Source organism: Cupriavidus sp. UME77 (assembly GCF_014170355.1).
In the GTDB taxonomy this organism is placed as follows: Bacteria; Pseudomonadota; Gammaproteobacteria; order Burkholderiales; family Burkholderiaceae; genus Cupriavidus; species Cupriavidus basilensis.
The window spans coordinates 114,795-131,938 of sequence record NZ_LZZU01000045.1; the positions used below are offsets into that span (position 1 = coordinate 114,795).

At 61.1% G+C, this 17,144-nt stretch carries 12 protein-coding genes and 4 pseudogenes; 8 read left to right on the forward strand and 8 right to left on the reverse strand.

Annotated elements, in window-relative coordinates; translation table 11 throughout:
* Positions 1 to 116: 116 nt before the first annotated feature.
* Positions 117 to 524, forward strand: a pseudogene (locus A9975_RS17660) (IS1634 family transposase); the annotation flags it as partial.
* 65 nt (positions 525 to 589) lie between these two features.
* Positions 590 to 1,067 (forward strand): annotated as a pseudogene (locus A9975_RS17665) (LysR substrate-binding domain-containing protein); the annotation flags it as partial.
* Positions 1,068 to 1,132: 65 nt separating this feature from the next.
* Here A9975_RS17665 and A9975_RS17670 read toward each other — a convergent pair.
* Both A9975_RS17670 and A9975_RS17675 read right to left on the reverse strand, forming a co-directional pair.
* Positions 1,133 to 2,008: an SMP-30/gluconolactonase/LRE family protein gene (locus A9975_RS17670; protein ID WP_174424076.1), complete on the reverse strand. Its 876-nt coding sequence runs from the start codon at positions 2,006 to 2,008 to the stop codon at positions 1,133 to 1,135.
* 1,212 nt (positions 2,009 to 3,220) lie between these two features.
* Positions 3,221 to 3,730 (reverse strand): annotated as a pseudogene (locus A9975_RS17675) (IS5 family transposase); the annotation flags it as partial.
* A 24-nt stretch (positions 3,731 to 3,754) separates the two neighbouring features.
* On the opposite strand from A9975_RS17675, the pseudogene A9975_RS38130 reads away from it, so the two are divergent.
* Positions 3,755 to 4,027: pseudogene (locus tag A9975_RS38130) on the forward strand (transposase); the annotation flags it as partial.
* On the opposite strand, the gene A9975_RS17685 reads toward A9975_RS38130, so the two are convergent.
* Positions 4,024 to 5,493: a coniferyl aldehyde dehydrogenase gene (locus tag A9975_RS17685; RefSeq protein ID WP_183033958.1), complete on the reverse strand. Its 1,470-nt coding sequence runs from the start codon at positions 5,491 to 5,493 to the stop codon at positions 4,024 to 4,026. The pseudogene A9975_RS38130 and the gene A9975_RS17685 overlap by 4 nt on opposite strands.
* Positions 5,490 to 6,398, reverse strand: a complete 909-nt coding sequence (locus A9975_RS17690) for a sterol desaturase family protein (protein WP_183033959.1) — start codon at positions 6,396 to 6,398, stop codon at positions 5,490 to 5,492. The genes A9975_RS17685 and A9975_RS17690 overlap by 4 nt, the downstream gene beginning before the upstream one ends.
* Before the next feature lie 110 nt (positions 6,399 to 6,508).
* Here A9975_RS17690 and A9975_RS17695 point away from each other — a divergent pair, with 110 nt between their 5' ends.
* Both A9975_RS17695 and A9975_RS17700 read left to right on the forward strand, forming a co-directional pair.
* A complete protein-coding gene (locus A9975_RS17695; RefSeq protein WP_304523895.1) occupies positions 6,509 to 7,441 on the forward strand; it encodes a LysR family transcriptional regulator in 933 nt (310 codons plus the stop codon).
* A 247-nt stretch (positions 7,442 to 7,688) separates the two neighbouring features.
* Complete coding sequence (locus A9975_RS17700) at positions 7,689 to 8,309, forward strand: TetR/AcrR family transcriptional regulator (RefSeq protein ID WP_183033960.1); 621 nt, start codon at positions 7,689 to 7,691, stop codon at positions 8,307 to 8,309.
* Here the strand turns inward: A9975_RS17700 and A9975_RS17705 are convergent.
* Together A9975_RS17705 and A9975_RS17710 are read right to left on the reverse strand one after the other, a co-directional pair.
* Complete coding sequence (locus tag A9975_RS17705) at positions 8,215 to 8,997, reverse strand: TetR/AcrR family transcriptional regulator (RefSeq protein WP_183033961.1); 783 nt, start codon at positions 8,995 to 8,997, stop codon at positions 8,215 to 8,217. The genes A9975_RS17700 and A9975_RS17705 overlap by 95 nt on opposite strands.
* Entirely contained in the window at positions 8,994 to 10,013 is a 1,020-nt protein-coding gene (locus A9975_RS17710) for a ferredoxin--NADP reductase (protein WP_183033962.1), read from the reverse strand. The genes A9975_RS17705 and A9975_RS17710 overlap by 4 nt, the downstream gene beginning before the upstream one ends.
* 178 nt (positions 10,014 to 10,191) lie before the next feature.
* On the opposite strand from A9975_RS17710, the gene A9975_RS17715 reads away from it, so the two are divergent.
* Positions 10,192 to 11,277: a ferritin-like domain-containing protein gene (locus A9975_RS17715; protein ID WP_183033963.1), complete on the forward strand. Its 1,086-nt coding sequence runs from the start codon at positions 10,192 to 10,194 to the stop codon at positions 11,275 to 11,277.
* Positions 11,278 to 11,556: 279 nt separating this feature from the next.
* Here A9975_RS17715 and A9975_RS17720 read toward each other — a convergent pair whose 3' ends face one another.
* A complete protein-coding gene (locus tag A9975_RS17720; RefSeq protein WP_183033964.1) occupies positions 11,557 to 12,645 on the reverse strand; it encodes an HAD family phosphatase in 1,089 nt (362 codons plus the stop codon).
* A gap of 265 nt (positions 12,646 to 12,910) precedes the next feature.
* Between A9975_RS17720 and A9975_RS17725 the strand changes: the two genes are divergently transcribed.
* On the forward strand, positions 12,911 to 13,861 hold the full coding sequence (locus A9975_RS17725) for a nitronate monooxygenase family protein (RefSeq protein ID WP_183033965.1): 951 nt from the start codon (positions 12,911 to 12,913) through the stop codon (positions 13,859 to 13,861).
* Positions 13,862 to 14,123: 262 nt separating this feature from the next.
* Here the strand turns inward: A9975_RS17725 and A9975_RS17730 are convergent, their stop codons facing one another.
* Positions 14,124 to 14,717, reverse strand: a complete 594-nt coding sequence (locus A9975_RS17730) for a helix-turn-helix transcriptional regulator (protein ID WP_183033966.1) — start codon at positions 14,715 to 14,717, stop codon at positions 14,124 to 14,126.
* 647 nt (positions 14,718 to 15,364) lie between these two features.
* Here A9975_RS17730 and mprA point away from each other — a divergent pair.
* Positions 15,365 to 17,128 (forward strand): MprA protease, GlyGly-CTERM protein-sorting domain-containing form, encoded by a 1,764-nt coding sequence (gene mprA / locus A9975_RS17735; RefSeq protein ID WP_183033967.1) that lies wholly within the window; start codon positions 15,365 to 15,367, stop codon positions 17,126 to 17,128.
* Positions 17,129 to 17,144: the final 16 nt, after the last annotated feature.

Consider the following 17,144-nt stretch of genomic DNA (forward strand, 5'->3'; position numbering starts at 1 on the left):
CACCGCGTCAGTCGTGCCCGTTGTATTTTGCGATCCCATTATTCACGCCTTGGCATCTCCTAGCGTACTGTTTCTTGACTTCGATGGCGTCCTTCACCATTCGGAGAGCCTGCGTTGGCAAGCTGCTGCTGGTCACCAATGCCGCGAATCTCTCACCACGTGAAGTCGTCGACCGCTACAAGTCATTGGCGGATATTGAACGCGGGTTCCGTGTGCTCAAGTCCGAGATCGAGATTGGCCCGGTCTACCACCGCTTGCCAGACCGCATCCGCGCCCATGCGGCGATCTGCTTCATGGCACTGATTCTGTATCGGGTGATGCGGATGCGCTTGCAGGCCGCCAACAGCGAGCTGTCGCCCGCGCGAGCTCTTGCCATGCTCAATCGCATTCAGCACCATCGCATCGTCATCGACCAATCCAAGTCCGAGGCAGGGCTCTCGGCCATCAGCCAGGAGCAGGCCCGGGTTCTCTCCGCATTGAAGGTTCGCAAACCAGCCAAAACGACCCAACTGACTCTCTTGTAGTGGAGCGTTTCGCAGTCGGCTCCAATCAAATCAAAGACTTACGCTTCTAACTGTCGAACTCGGGTGACAAGCGACTGAGTGCCAGGCGAATCATGTCGAACCGTCGCCTCCTCTGCGCGTCCCCGGTCTACCTTGAGAAATTCGGTTTGCCCAAATCACTGTTTGATCTCTCCAACCATCAGTGCATCATTCACCGGCAGAACGACGAAGCCCACGCCACCTGGCGGTTCGAGCATGATGGTCATCAAGAAAGCGTGAAGGTCGCCGGTGCGCTATCCAGCAACGATGGGGATATCGCTCTTGGCTGGGCTCTTGACGGGCACGCCATTCTCATCCGTTCCGAGTGGGACTTGGCTAAGTATTTGGAGGCGGCCGCTTGAGAGTCGTCTTACCGCAGTTCTGCCTGCCATCGGCTGACCTCTTTGTCTATTACTCACAGCGCCGTATTCAGACAGCGCGCGCGCCTTCATCGATTTTCTGGTGAACAAATTCCAGAAGTCGATTGAAGAGAAGGGGGCGCGGTCGGTCGGGGCGGCCGTTTAGAGTTCGGCGCCTGCTAGCATCCTTCCTCCGGGCACTGAAGCATCGCTTTAGGGATGGTGAACTACTTACGATCCATTCCCAAAATGTCCTTCTTCTACACCGCGCACCCCGAGATCGGTCACCCGGAACACTGCGCCCGCCGAGGGATGGTCGGTACGCAAGCGCATGCCGGTATCACGTACGGTTGTCACATACAGCGTATCGAGTTCCGGGCCGCCGAAGCACACTGACGTCACGTGCGGGACTGGCAACTGGATGGTACGGTCCATCGTTCCGTCAGGAAGGAATCGAACCACCTGTCCATTCTCGATCAACGCGATCCAGACACCGCCTTCCTCATCCACTGTTGCACCGTCCGGCACCGATCCAAAAGGACGCGTGTCGGCAAACGGCTTTGGCTCACCAACTGATGTTCCGGCGGATTCATACTCACAAACCATCAAGATACCGGTACGGCTATCGGCAAAGTACATCCGATCTCCAGCCGCATTGAAGCACACTCCGTTGGTTACGATGATTCCGCGATGGAGTACCTCGACGGAACCGCCAGGGTTGAGTCTGTACAGGCAACCATCAGGTGTTCCCTTTTCAAAAGCGAGCGAGCCTGCCACGAAGCGACCCGATCGATCGCAGCGCCCGTCGTTCATTCGAATACCAGGTCCCGCATGCGCGACTTCGGCCAGAGGTGTGACTAAGCCTGTATTTAGGTCCAGGTGATGAAAACCGCTGGAGAGTGCCATTATCAGGCGGTCCTTTCCGGCGAGACCAATGGAGCCGATCGACTCGGGGGTGAGCCATTCATGAACGGCACCTGTAGCCGGAACAAATCGCCGCACGCGGGGCGTCATCTGGTCCACCCAGTACAGCGCTCCTTCGGTAGCGCTCCACACGGGGCATTCACCTAAGGTGTCACGACCAATCGGTAGCATTTCTAACTTCATGTCACTAGTCTCCCTACGCGCTGACGTCACCCGTTCTTGGCAATTGATCGACCGTGTGTTTCGACTCCCACCGGCCTGGAAGCACACGATGTTTGCTTCCCGATCAGAGAGGAGGTCGACACCTGACCTGCCATGCGTCAACTCGCAGTTAGCGCAACGAAGTCATTGGGGATACCCGCAGGTCTGAATGCTCTTGTTGCGGTGGTTACGTGTGGCGTAATTTAGTTATCGATACAGTGATTGATTCTACAAGAAATTGGCCGGCCCGGGGCGAGGAACTCGTGGAACTGTGCGCACCGGTGCCATCTAGCTGGTGCCTTAGTCCGTGCGACGTCCGTCAGGCTTGGGCGGGCCCGCAGCGAGGGTGTGGATGATGTCCTTTCTCGTCATTGAGCATCAGAAGCCACTTCTCGGCTGCCTCCTTGGCCGGGAAATCGAGAGAGCAGGCCGGGTGCAGAGCGCGTGAGCGCCTTCTCGAACATCGTCCAGCACATCTTGCGGTGCAATTCATGGCGCGGGTGGGTCTCAGCGCCGTCAACTCGAGTCTGGCGGAGCAGTCGCAGGATAGTTGTCTTCCAGCTACCTCCATGCGCAACCGCCGACTACATGGAGGCGCGGCAAATCTGGTTCAGCGAAACATAACCCGCGCGACAAGTAGATCCCAACGGACTGGGTCGGCGCTCAGCTACCCGGAACGGTGCTCAACCAATATCGGAACGTCCCGCACACGCTGCTCCGCCCTCGCAAGGTGAGACCTCGGCCCTCGCCGATCACGGCGGGGCTCTTCTGTATGACTGTGTGCCTCTTCTAGCCGGGGTTGCCTAACAGACGCGGGAGTCCAATGAAAGTAGCCTCAGAGACACCCACGAAGCCATGCAACTAGTGGTTTGTATGGAGTGGACTGACGCTCTGATGAGATTACTATATATGTAATCAGATTACGGAATACATAATTAAGCGGGGGCAAGGTAAGGGAGCGGGTCCATCTACGTAATGGAGACCACGGCGGCCCAAGCGTGGATCACCCGAAACCGCTCGGAAAGAACTGAGCGGGTAGCGCTAAGGATGGTGTTCAAAACGACGTCAGCAGGTTCGTGCTGACAGTGTGAGCGTGACAAGATGAATTTGATGAGCGCTTCGGCCAGAATTCGGCACCGGCTTCGGCATCATCACCGGCGTTGTCGCCCGCGTTTCGCGTCGGCGAAGGCGCACTCATCCTTTGGCGCCCGGCTGCAGTCGATGGCGCATCATCCACAGATTGCTCAAGGCAAACAGCGTCTGCAGTTGCTGCGTGTTCTTCATCAAGCCACGGTAGCGCACCTTCATGTGGCCGAACTGGCGCTTGATGATGCGAAACGGGTGCTCCACCTTGGCGCGGATGCGGGCTTTGACGCGCTCAATGTCGTCTCGCAGCTTGCCCCTCGGTGTGCTCTTATCCAAAGCGCGCCGCTTGCCTGGGCGCATTGCGACGTGCCAGTTGACCGCGATGTCTTGGGTATCGCTACGCTTTTGAATACCTTGGTAACCAGCATCACCGAACACATCGCTCTCCTCGCCATGCAGCAAGGCATGAGCTTGCGTGACATCGTTGACATTGGCTGCTGTGCCCACGACGGTGTGCACCAGCCCCGATTCCGCATCCACACCAATATGCGCCTTCATGCCGAAATGCCATTGGTTCCCCTTCTTGACTTGGTGCATCTCAGGGTCACGCTCGCCTTCCTCAACTAGTTGGAAGGAAGCGAAATGCGAAAGATACCGAAACAGGAATTCACTGCGGAGTTCAAGGAACAGGCGGTCAGGCAACTGCGTGCCGGGAAGACGACAGGAGAGCTGGCTGCGGAATTGGGCGTGTCTGATCAGACACTGCGCAACTGGCGCAAGGCCGCCGAGGCGGGCAAGCTCAATGGGGCCGGTGCCAAGCCTGTGACTCCTGAACAAATGGAGCTGTTGCGGATTTGCTCGATCGAAAGTGCGATCGAATGCCGCGGATTTAGAGCGGCTTCAGAACGGCTTCAGAACGGTTTCTTCACCGCCACATCGCCCTGGCCGACAAACAGCTTCATCGTCAGGCGCTGCGCCAGATTGCCGTAAGGCGGATAGAACAGCCCGATGGGAAAGAACCTGTGCCGCTTGAACACGGTGCGTGCATGCGAAAGTTCGCGAAACCCTTCTTCGCCGTGATAGTTGCCCATGCCTGAGTTACCCACGCCGCCAAAGGGTGCGTCGTGGTTGACCACGTGCCAGGCCCAGTCGTTGATGGTGACGCCACCTGAATGCGTGCGTGCAAGCAGCTTATTGCGCTCGGCCGCATCGTGGCTGAAGCAGTACAGGGCGAGCGGACGCGAGCGTTGCTGCACCATGGCGATGGCCTGCTCGTGCGTGTCGTACGGCAGGACTGGCAGGATGGGGCCAAAGATCTCCTCGCGCATCAGCAGCATGTCGGGCGTGCAGTTTGTCACGACGTGCAATGGCAAGCGACGGCCGGGACCGACCTCGCCGCAGGCCACCACCGTTGCGCCCTTGGCGCGCGCGTCGTCCAGCATGGCCTGGATGCGCGCAGCGTGGCGATCGGTGGCCAGCGCCGTGTAATCGGGGTTGTGCCCGGTCCGCTCGCCGAACAGCTCGCCGAAACCCTCGATCACCGCCTTGACGAATTCGTCCACGCGTTCGCGCGGCACCAGCGCGTAATCGGGCGCCACGCAAACCTGCCCGCAGTTGATGCCCTTGCCGTGCGCGATGCGCCGGGCGGCCTCGCCAACGGGATAGTCGCGCAACACGATGGCAGGCGACTTGCCGCCGAGCTCGAGCGTGACCGGCGTGAGATTGCGCGCCGCCTGGCCCATGACGACACGGCCTACCGCCGGCGAGCCGGTGAAAACGAGATGGTTGAAGGGCAGGTCGCTAAAGACGCCAGGGTTTTGCAATTCGCCGCCGATCAATGCAACGTGATCTTCGGCGAAGATCTCGCCAAGCATGGCCTTGAGCGTGGCGTTGGTGGCTGGCGTTGTCTCCGGCATCTTGATCATGACGCGGTTGCCAGCGGCTAGTGCGGCCACTAGCGGGCCCAGCGAGAGATAGACCGGGAAATTCCAGGTCGCGATGACACCGACGACGCCCTTGGGCTGGTAGGTGACGCGCAGGCTGTTGCTGGCGAACAGCAGTTCGGGCCGGCGACGGCTCGACCGCATCCAGCGGCGCACATGCGCGATGGCATGACGGATCTCCAGCGTGGTCGGCAGCACTTCCAGCATCTTGGTCTCGGCCAGAGAGCGCCCACCGAAATCCTGGGAAATCGCTTCGGCAAGCACGTCCTGGTAACGCAGCAGTTGATGCTTGAGAGCGCGCAAGTGTCCACGCCGCTGCCCGGCATCGGGCAAGGTGTGGCGCAGGAAGGCTTGCTGTTGCGCGGCGAACATGGCCTGAACGCGGGCGCTCAGGATGTCTGGCTTGGCCAGTTCTTCTGTCAGAGCGCGAACATTCATGTGGACCTCTGCTGTTTATCGATCTGCGGTGCTGCATCGGAATGGGTGTCGGTTTCCGCATAAGCCCGACCGCCAAAGCGCAACGCGGAGTGTGCCCGGCGCGACTGGAACAGCGGGTAGAACATCTGGGTGAACCAGCGCTCTTGCCCGAACAGCACGTCGTCCTCCAAGCCAATCTTGGCGGGATACTTGCGCGTGATGTGCGCCGAGCCAAACAGGATGTCCCAGAAGAACAGCAGATTGCCGAAATTGCCCTTGTAGTGGCCAATGCCGTCCTCATTCGTCATTGCGTGGTGCGCCCAGTGGGTGGCGGGCGTGGAGATTGTGCGTTCCAGTACCCACATCAGCGGACGCAGTGCACGGATCCGGTACAAGGGCTCGTCCCACCGCCATGCGCTGTGCGCGCCAAGGATCACAGTCAGCTTGATGACCAGGTACGCACCGTAGACTTTAGCGAAGCCCAGATACAGCAATACGCCCGCAATCCACAAGCCCGGCATCATCAGGTAATAGAAAAAATTGTTCCGGTACGTGATGCGGATGCTCATGTACTGCGCGGTGTGGTGCGCGCGATGCAAAGGCCATAACAACGGCGAATGCGACACGCGATGCCACCAGTATTGCGTCATGTCGTCGCAAATCAGCAGGATCGCGGCCATTGCCCACCATGGCAGGTGCGTCCACGCGCCTTGCTGCTCTGGCATCAGCCAGGCGCAAAGCTTGCCGGCTCCCAGCAAGGCCAGGGGCTGGGTGATCGCGAGCAGGCTCACGAACATCGCTAGTTCCAGCTTCGTATCGTCCAGGGTGGCGTTGACGCTATTCTTGTAGCGCCGCGTGATCCACTCCATGCAGGCAAAGCCAAGCATGGCGATCACGATCAAGGTGTTCTGAAGGTGCGGACTCATTGGGGGTTGTCTCCGATCTCGCTTTTTGGCCTCAAAGGCTCTGAGTCCGGCTGACTGTAGGCTTGCCCTGCCAATGCGTCCAATGCATACTATGCAACGTTCCAATGCGTATGGAGCAACGCATCACGATGGATCTTCGCCGCCTGAGCCACGTTCTGGCGCTTGCCGATGTTCTGCATTTCGCGCGGGCGGCCGAGCGGGTGCACCTCAGCCAGCCTGCATTCAGCCGCAGCATCCAGGCTATCGAGGCGGACCTCGGCATCCGCCTGTTCGATCGTGACGTCGGCGACGTGCGGCCGACCCCGGCCGGCGAGTTCGTGATCGGGCGGGCCCGCAGGCTGCTCTTCGATGCGCGGTGCCTGCAGCGCGATGTCGATCTATTCCGAGACAGCCAACTGGGCGACACCGCCTTCGGCGCCGGGCCATTCCCGGCAGCGACCCTGATGCCGCGGGCGTTGTCCGAACTGCGGCGCCTCTATCCCAAAGTGGCCTTGCGCGTGGAAGAGAGCAACTGGCAGCAGTTGCTGGAACGCCTGCGCGCCGAAGACATCGAGTTTTTCGTCGCGGACGTGCGCGACCTGCCGCAAGACCCTGCACTGGAAATCTGTCCACTGGGGACGCAACCCGGTTTCTTCTACGTACGCACCGCGCACCCGCTTGCCGGGCGTCAATGCACGGTGGCCGATGCCTGGCAGTACGGCGTCGCGGCGACCAAGTTGCCAAGCGTCCTGGGTACCGAGCTGGCCAGGGTGCTCGGCTTGCCGGCGGGCGAGCAAGCCGTGCTTGCGCTCGAGTGCGATGACATTGCCATCCTGCGGGCCGTGGCGCTGTCCACCGACACGGTTCTCGCCGCCACGCAGACATCGGTGCAAGCCGATCTCGATGCCGGCGCGCTGCTGCCGCTGCGCATCGAGGGGCTGCCGTCGCTGTTCTCCGAGATGGGCGTTGTCAGCCTGCGCAACCGGACGCCGTCACCGATGGCGCAAAATGCCATCGCGTGCATCGCGCGGGTCGCTGGCGAGGTGAACGCCAGGCTCTCCTGATCACGACGCCCATGGATCGGGATAACCCCCAGGCGGGTCTCGCCAGGCAGCGTGCGATCGCACTTCAGACAGCGGGGCAAGGGTAAGAAGGCCGCATAATGCGGCATTGCTTGCGCTTATCGACTATTTGTACTCCATGCCCATTCGCCGAAAATCCTCGACGCCAGCCAGCGTGTCCGCTCGCCAGGACGCGCCCGCGCGGCGAGCCGCAAAGGGACCTGTCGCAGTCACCGTCACCCCGCCAGCCATGCGCCCCCCACGCCAGCCGCGCAGCGAGCAGAACCTGATCAACATGATCAAGGCGGGGCGCGCGCTGGCAGAGCAACGCGGCGATCTGGATGACATTTCCCTGAATGACGTCGTGAAGGCCGCCGAGACGTCGATCGGCGCCTTCTATGCCCGCTTCAAGGACAAGGAGGCGTTCCTCCAGTTCATGCTTGAGGCAGCGCTGGACGAGGCCGAAGCGCTCACGAGAAAATCGATCGCCAGGGATCCGGTCTGGCAAGCCGGTTCGGCTACGGCCATCGTGGAGCGCATCGTGCGCGTCTACGTAGGCCAGTTTCGCCAGAATCGTGGCCTGTTCAAAGGCTTCCTGCGGCATTACTCCGCAACCGGGGCCGGCGATAAACCCATGCGGCAGGCCAACCGCCGCGTCCAGGATTTGCTTGTGCCATTGCTGGCCAGGCAACTCGATTCCCCACGCGCCGGCACCGCGGACTTCGAGGTGCGCGTCGCCATTCAGTTCCTGGTGGGCACGCTGGCCAATCTGTTGCTCAACGATCCGGGCCCGCTGCACCTGGAGCAACGCAAGCTGGAAACCCACCTGATCCGCATGATGAGCCGCTATCTGATGCTGCCAGAGGCGTAGGCGAGACGTCGCCCGCCGCTGGCAAGGCAAGGTAGCGGCGCAGCATCTCGGTGAGCCGTTGCTCCTGCCGCGGATCGTACAGATCCAGGGCGCTGGGCGTATGCAGCACGATGGTGGTCAATGCACTGATGACAAGCTGGACCGCGATGCGGATCTCATCATCCGGCCCGCTGAAGCGCCCGGCGGGCACCCGGCTGGCCAGGCGCGGCACCATGGCATCCAGGATCTGCCGGTTGGCCTCGCGAATGGGCTGCCACAAGGGGTTCTGCGCGGGGCTATGGCGCATATACGCGGCGAACAGGCCACGGTGCTTGCGGAACAGGCCGATATAGAAGCTGACGATGCGCGTGCAGATCGCATGGGCCGGCCCTGCGTTCCAGGCGGGGTCCGTGGCCAGCGAATGGTCCAGCTCGGCGCGCAGCTCCGCCAGCGTGTCTTCCAGCACCAACGCGCAGAAGGTCTCCTTGTCCGGAAAGCGCGCATAGAACGCACCAACGGAAGTGGATGCGGCCCGCACGAGATCGGCGAGCGAGAAGCCGGTCAGGCTGCCGGCCTCGTTGATCAGCGCTCTGCCCGCGGCAAGCAGTGCTTTCAGCGTGGCCTCGCTTCTCTCCTGGCGGGGCTGTTTCAGCCCCGCGCGCAGTGTTGGCGCCGCGACGTCAGTGGGGGCCGTGGTTTCGGGTGTCATACGTCGAAGGTGATGGCGACCGGCCGCGCCTGGCGCGGGCGTGCCTGGCAGGTCAGGATCCAGCCGGCGGCAAGTTCGTCGGCACTGAAAACATCGTTGCGTGCATGGACGACCGCGCCATCCACGCACTTGGCCGCGCACGAGCCGCAATAGCCTTCCTCGCAGGCATAGGGCGCATCCACGCCGCAGGCCAGCGCGGCCTGCAGCAGGGACTGGCCGCTGGCAACCCGCACCACGTGCAGGGCGCCGCCGAGGGTTATCGTGGCGTCGCAAGCGTGCGCAGGCATTGGCGCCGCGCTTGCCAGCTCGGCCTCCTGCGCGGCCGCGTCAAACCGCTCCAGATGCACGCGTCCCGGCGCCATGCCGGCCATTTCGGCGGCCTCCAGCACGGTCTGCATGAATGGCCCGGGGCCGCACAGGTAGAGCTGGCAGTGTGGCACCGCCGAGAGCAAGGCGGCAATCTTGCCGCTTTCGGGAAAACCATCGGTGTCGTCGTGGTGCAGATGCACGGCCAGCCGATCGGCATGGTCGCGGGACAGCCTGGCGATCTCCGCCGCGAAGATCGTGCTGTCGGCATCCCGATTGGCGTAGTAGAGCGTCATCGCGGAGCTGGTGGATGCCAGCGCCGAACGGATCATCGACAGCACCGGCGTAATGCCGCTGCCCGCCGCGCAGAAGAAGAGCGGGGCGTCCATGTCCTCGCACACGAACCGGCCGGTCGGCGCGCTTACCTCCAGTTGCGTGCCCACATCGACATGCGCATGGAACCAGCCCGACGCGCGGCCCCCAGGTATGCGCTTGACGGTGACGACCGGAAGGCCGCCCGCCTCGGGCGAGCTGGAAAGCGAATAGCTGCGTAGCAGTATTTTCCCGTCCACGTTTACCCGGAAGGTAAGGTGCTGGCCGGCGCGATACACGAAGGATTGCTGCAGCGCATCGGGGACCAAGAGCGCGTAGGAACGAGCGTCTTCGGTCTCCCGAGTGATCTGCGCGACAGTCAGATTGTGGAACTGCATCAATGTCTCCTGGCTTCTGCGGGCCCTGTGCCGGACCCTTGAAATAACAAGAAAGAGAATTATGATTCTGTTTATAGCCGGAAGCAAAAGCAAATTCAAGACCGATCCCACCACCGGCTAGGGTAAGCAAGACAGGCGGGGAGAACGGTCAAAACCCATGAGCGCCAAAGGAGATTGCATGTCATCCCTTCATCGTTACACGTTGCCGGTGGTCCAGACAGGCTGGTCGATCGGCAGCCAGGTTTCCACTGAGTTCAACTGGGAGTACGACAACGAGAATTCCAAGCTGCTGCAGCTCTACGAGACCAGCAAGAAGCAGCAATGGAACGCCACGGACCGGATCGACTGGTCGCAGGAGCTCGACCCGGAGAACCCGCAGGAACTCGATGACCGGATGATCCCTATCTATGGCACGCCGCTATGGGAGAAGATGGGCAAGCACGACCGCATCGACGTGCGCCGCCACCAGCAGGCGCATTCGCTGTCGCAGTTCCTGCATGGCGAACAGGGCGCGCTGATGGTGTCTGCGCGCATCGTGCAGATGGTGCCGGAGATGGACGCCAAGTTCTATGCCGCCACGCAGACCATGGACGAAGCGCGGCACGTGGAAGCCTATTCGCGCCTGCTGCACGAAAAGGTCGGGATCATCTATCCGATCACGACCGGGTTGAAATCGCTGCTTGAAACCATCCTGACCGACTCGCGCTGGGACTTCTGCTACCTCGGCATGCAGGTGCTGGTGGAAGGCCTGGCACTGGCCGCTTTCCAGCGCATTCGCGACTTCTCCAAGAATCCGCTGGCGGCGTCGATCAACGCCTACGTGATGCAGGACGAAGCGCGCCACGTTGCCTTCGGCCGCACTGCGCTGCGCGGCTATTATCCACAGCTGACGGAGGCCGAGCGCAAGGAGCGCGAGGACTTCGTGATCGAGGCCTGCTACCTGATGCGCGATCGCTTCGACCAGAAGGAAGTCTGGGGCCGCCTAGGCCTGCCGGAAGAAGAGTGCGCCAAGGCCGTGCGGGAGTCCGAGACCATGCGGCAATTCCGCCAGCGGTTGTTCAGCCGGATCGTGCCGACCGTCAAGGATATCGGCCTGTGGAGCCCGCGCGTGCAGGCCGCGTTTGCCGACATGGGCGCGATCGAGTTCGCCAATGTCGACGTCGAGGCGCAGTTCGCGCAGGACCAGAAGATCGCGGAGGAGTTTGACGCGCGCCGCGTGGTGATGGAATCGATTGAGGCCGCGCAGGCCGGAGCCGGGCACTGAAGCGGTCTTGGTTGCGGGGCCGGCCTGTCTGGCCGGGCCCGTGCGCATGACGCCGGCCCAGCAATTCGATGGCCTCTGGCACCTATTCCAGCTGCACGCAGGCGTGCTGCGGGAGTCAGATGCCGCGATCGCGCAGATCGGGCATTTCATAAGACAGGCCACTGGGCCAACGTCCGCATGCATCGCGCCAGACGCGACGAAAATGGCCGCGCCCGTCCAGGGTGACATTGCGCATCGCAGCAAATGCAAACCAGGGAAGCTGTGATTCGCGTTTTTAAATCACCGTTGCGCCGGCGGATACACCTGCTTCCAGTCCTGCTTCATGCTCACGACCGTCCATCCCTTGGCGACTGCCTCGTCCCAGGCCTTGTCCAGCTTGCCGACCTTGGACTGGCGGTCATAGGCGAACTCGCGATCGGCATCGTCGTGATGCACCAGCAGCGCCAGACGGGCACCGGGCCCTGCCGCGACGTACTGCAGCATTTGCAAATCGCTGTCGGAATTACCAAAAGCCAGGATGGGCCGGCGGCCGATGCCACGGTAGATGCCGACCGGCTTGCCCGGGCCATCGTCGATGAAATCCAGTTTCGGCTGGCGCACGAGGGCAGGCTGGCCATTCAGCATTTGATACTTCACGACCTGGCTGGAGCCGATCACTTGCTCCGGCGGGATGCCATACACTTTTTCTACCCACGGCCGCATGAACTCGATGGTGCCCCCGGAAACGATATAGGTCTTGAAGCCATTGGCGCGCAGATAGGCCAGCAACTCAAGCTGCGGCTGATAGACCAGCTCGGTGAAAGGGCGCTGGAACTTGGGGTGTTTCGCCGATGCCAGCCATGTGCGAATGGTCTCGTCGTAGGCTTCCACCGTCATCCCGCTATTTGCCGTGGCGATCAGCGCCAGTAGTTCCTTCTGGTACTTGGCCAGCGCGGCACGGTCATTCGCCACCAGCGCCTTGAAGGCTGGGTTGTTTTTCCATTCAGGGTGCTTTGGCGCTGCCTGCTTCACCTGGTCGAGCAGGAACAGGAACTGGAAGTAGAGCGGTTGTTCGCTCCAGAGCGTGCCGTCGTTGTCGAACGCGGCAATGCGCTCCGATAGCGGCACATAGGTGGGAGCGCCTTCGCGGGTCACGCTGGCCACGAACTTCAGGATCGACTGCTTGGCGGGGCCATCCTGCCAGGAAGGCAACGGATCCGCGGCCGCCGCCGCGCTCGTTGTGCTCGTTGCGCCCGCCGGCGGTGCACCTGTCGGGCCGGCGGTGGGCGTCCCGGTGCCGGCACAGGCGGCTACCGTCAGCGCGATCAGCATTGCGCCGATCCGGGTCAGCATGCGTTGCGGCAGGCGCCGGCGGTCGATCTCTTCCATTGGACACTCCTCAAGCTGAGCAATCGGGAATTTGTGCAGGGTGCGCAACGGGCCATTTTGTGACGGCGAGCGCTATCAGCGCAGAGTGCCATGGATCATTCGCCGTTGATCTGAACAATTTCAGCGCGCGATCTAAAGGAACTTGTACTTGCCGATCGACCGACCGGCGGGGCGCCATGAATATGCAACCAGTTGCATTGAGTCGGCCTTGCGAAATAGAATGCCCAATCAACGATCACGGGTTACCGAGCGGAGACAAATAGGCATGACCATAAACAATCGCGTTACAACGATGCTTGGCGTCCAGCATCCTATCGTCCAGGCCCCCATGGGATGGATCGCCCGGGCTCAGCTTGCCGCGGCAGTCTCCAACGCAGGTGGCATGGGCATCATCGAGACCTCATCCGGAGAACTGGACACCATCCGTGGTGAGATCCGCAAGATGCGTGAACTGACCGACAAGCCGTTTGGCGTCAACATTGCCCTGACTTATGTGCGCGACCCGGCCATCGTGAAATTCGTCGTCGATGAGGGGATCCGCTTCGTGACCACATCCGCCGGTGACCCGACGCGCTATTGCGCCGAACTGAAGGCCGCCGGCCTGACGGTTTTCCACGTGGTGCCTACGCTGGCCGGCGCGCTCAAGGCGGTCGCCGCCGGCGTGGATGGCCTGATCGTGGAAGGTAGCGAGGGCGGGGGCTTCAAGAATCAGCGTGACGTCGCCTCAATGGTGCTGTTGCCGCTGGTCTGCTCGAAGGTCGATGTCCCGGTCATCGCCGCCGGCGGCTTCTGCGACGGTGCCACCATGGCGGCGGCCTTCGCCATGGGTGCCGAGGGGATCCAGATGGGCACGCGCATGTTGTCGTCGGTAGAGTCACCCGTTCACGACAATTGGAAGAACGCCATTGTTGATGCCCGCGAGACGGACACCGTTTTTCTCAATCGCGGCGGCAATGGCCCAGCGCTGCGGGCCCTGCGCACGGCACGCACGTCCCGGATCGAAGAGCAGGTGCCGGAGAGCATCAAAAGCGAATTCGCCGGCGTGCAGCAACTCTACTTCGGCGGCGACATGGAGGCGGCCGTTCCGCTGACCGGTCAGGTTTGCGGGCGTATTGATTCCGTAAAAACGGTACGGCAGATCATTGAAGAAACGATTCGGGATTTCAGCCAGGCCGTAGACGGACTGGCTGCGCGTTATGGCTCCGTGAAGGCCTGATCAAACGCTTGATCTCCACCGTGCCCCCCTCCGCCCCACGGCGCCATAATCGGTCCTGGAGATAGAGCATATTGTTCAGCCAGATGCGGTTTCAAAGAATATGGCTCTATCGAGGCATGGGGGCGCATCAGCGGGCTCGGGCAGGGTGGGAAGTGCGACCACCTTTGCCATTGCTTGCAGCCTGTCCGGCCCACTTCCATCTTTGCAAGCCGCCTTTCTCCCGTCGACCTTGTGCTCACGTGCAACGTTCCGCCACTATGCGTTACGTCTCCCGCTCACCTGGCAGTTTGAGCGCGCAAATCTGGCGTGTGAGGATTCCTCGAACGATCGCTTCAGTGCGATTGTGAGCGCCTAGCTTATCGCGCGCGAGATCCACATAGTAGTCCACGGTACGAGCTGAAATCCCAAGCTCTTGGGCGATCTCCTTGCTTGACAGGCCGAGCGCCGCGTACGCCAGTACATTTTTCTCCCTATCGTTTAGTCGAGCGGGACTGCTCGATGTTTCAGTGTTCCTTGAATACGCATTGTCATAGGCGGCGTGAAGTTTCGCGTGAGCAGCGAGAATGGCGCCGACGTCGGGACGAGGGGCGCTCTGGATAAGAAGGCGCGACGCCGAGCCGTCAGGCCCATAGAAGGCGCTCTCAATGAGGTCGGCGGAAAGCAACCGCGGCAGGGCGGGGCCGCTCCATCGAAATGGAGATGCTACGGGAGGAAAGTCCATCCCGACGTCTCCAAACTCTTGCACGATCAGCGGCACTGCAATCCCAGGCGCGTAGGAGATGCGGCCCGCTGATGCAGAGAGACTTGCGCAGGCCGCATATAGGAACTGCAAAAGCCCGGGCTCAAATGCTGTCACGGCTTTGCCTCTGCAATGTGGAAGCCTGATGCTGGCGTAGTCAGTACAACGTGCGATCCATCCGTCAAACTCTTCCCGCGACTTTCGTCGTAAAAAATGACAATGAAAAAATGAAAGTTAGTCGGCATTCTATTTTTTATTTTCATACAACTTTATATTTCTTGGTTTGATTCGTCAAAACCGATTCAATGAATCGGAAATTTCTCTATAAGAAAAATCTCATTATTCTCCTTAATGGCATCCATGATTCAGTTATCACGACTTGCCGTAATGGCCAGGTCAGATATGTGTACAAGCGATGGCTAAACATACAGGCCATCCATTCCTGTGCAGTTTGTCTTTCCATCAAGTTGCCAAATGGCCTGCGCAGATTGTCATCCATGGCGAACCTAGCATAGTGACGGAGATGATGGAATCGGACTCGTCCGATTTTTCGTGAGAAAAGTCGGATTTTTATGCTCAGACAACACTTGTAATTTTACGAATAGGCAGGCGGCTACGTTCGCCACGAGAATTCACGCGCTGTATAAAAGTCGGCCAAAGATCCCACCTGGTTCGTCGTTTTCAAATCGCCGTAGCAACTCACGCGGACACCGCCGCCTACCTGGCGCTCTGTGTTCGGAAGTTGCGCAAGTTGGAGGAAGAATGTGAAGAAGAAATGGTTGGTTGGTGTTTGCGCAGCGCTGTTGCTCTCTGGGGCGGCCTGGGCCGGCGAGCAGGTGGCCGTCAAGTTCGACGGCGCTTCGAATGCGGAGGCTGTCATCCAGACCTTTCGCAGCGCCACCGGGGCGGACCTTAAAATGGTTCGCCTGATGTCCGGAAATGCCTGGGTGATTTCACTGCCGGACAACATCAATGACCAGGAGCGCGCTCGCATCCTGGATGCCCTGCGGACGATCCGCGGCGTGGATTGGGTCGAAGCGGAAACCCACCATCGGACGAACACGCTGAACGGCGGCTGGATTCCGAACGATCCCAACCTGGCCCCTAACCAATGGAACCTGCATGACCCGGCGATCTCGGGCAACGCCAAGGGCGCGATCAACGCGGTAAATGCCTGGTCGAGCAGCAAGGGCGATGGCATCGTGATCGCCATTGTCGACAACGGCGTGAACGCAACCCATCCCGACTTGCAGGGCAAGATGCTCCCAGGCTACAGCTTCATCACGCGTACCGGCCGTGGCACCAACACGCAGCCGCCGGTCTTTGGCGCGAAGTGCGCCAACGCTGCCCAGCAGAACGGCAGCGCGCCGACGATGGTCTATCACGGCACCAACATGGCAGGCATCGCGGCAGCAGCAACCAACAATGGATTGGGCATCGCGGGGGTCGCCCCGAATGCGTCCATTCTGCCGGTAAAGGTCATGGATGAATGCCAGGCGAGCAGCTTCGACGTCGCAGACGCAATTCGATGGGCCGCAGGTTCCAGCGTGCCTGGCATTCCTGCCAACCCGAACCCGGCCCGGGTCATCAGCATGAGTCTTGGCGCTGCCGGAATCTCGAAGTGCGATGCGGTAACGCAAGCGGCCATCGCAGATGCAAGCGCCAAGGGAGCCGTGGTGGTGGTGGCCGCTGGTAACGAAAGTGGCCCGGTGACGACGCCCGCAACATGTCATGGCGCGATTGCCGTTGCCGGATTGACTTACGCCGGCGCTCTCGGGTCGTATAGCAATTTTGGCCCGGCAATTGCGGTTGCTGCCCCGGGAGGTGGCGGTTCTGTGGGGCAGCCCGATCCAGTCAATGGCTGGTCGCTCTGGACCATCGGCGCCACGTCCTATGATAACGATGGCCTTCCCGCTTACAACTCGGTTGGGATCGGCACGAGCAATGCCGTTCCACAGGTTGCTGGCGTTGCGGCATTGATGCTTGCTCAGCGACCGGCGCTGACGCCAGCCGCTGTACGCCAACTGTTGCGCAAGAGCGCCCGGTCCTTCGTAGACTCAAGCTGCAACACGTGGATTTGCGGCGCCGGCATGCTCGACGCATTCGGAGCCGTTACCCTGGCAGCGCAGGCCGTTGTTCCCAACGCGTCAGCGATTGCGCCGAAATCGGTGAGTACTGGCACGACGGTGGCACTTGATGGCAGCCAGTCCAGCAGCGCCAACGTCTCGTATGCCTGGACCCAGCTTAGCGGTCCGAGGGTTACGTTGCTGAATGCCAATGCGGCGATCGCCTCGTTCACCCCCACGGTGGCCGGCGACTACCAGTTCGGCCTGACCGTGACTGACAACGCCTCAGGACTGTCGGCCGGCACCAGTGTGCTGCTGTCGGCAGCGGTGCCTGCCAACGCAAGTAGTGGTAGCAGCGCAAGTGGGGATGGAGGTGGTGGCGGAGCGTTTAGCCTCTTCGAGGCGGTGCTACTCCTTGCCGGCGGCTTGCTGGCGTTCGCAGGTCGCCGCCGCATCCGCTGATTCAGCGATGGGTACC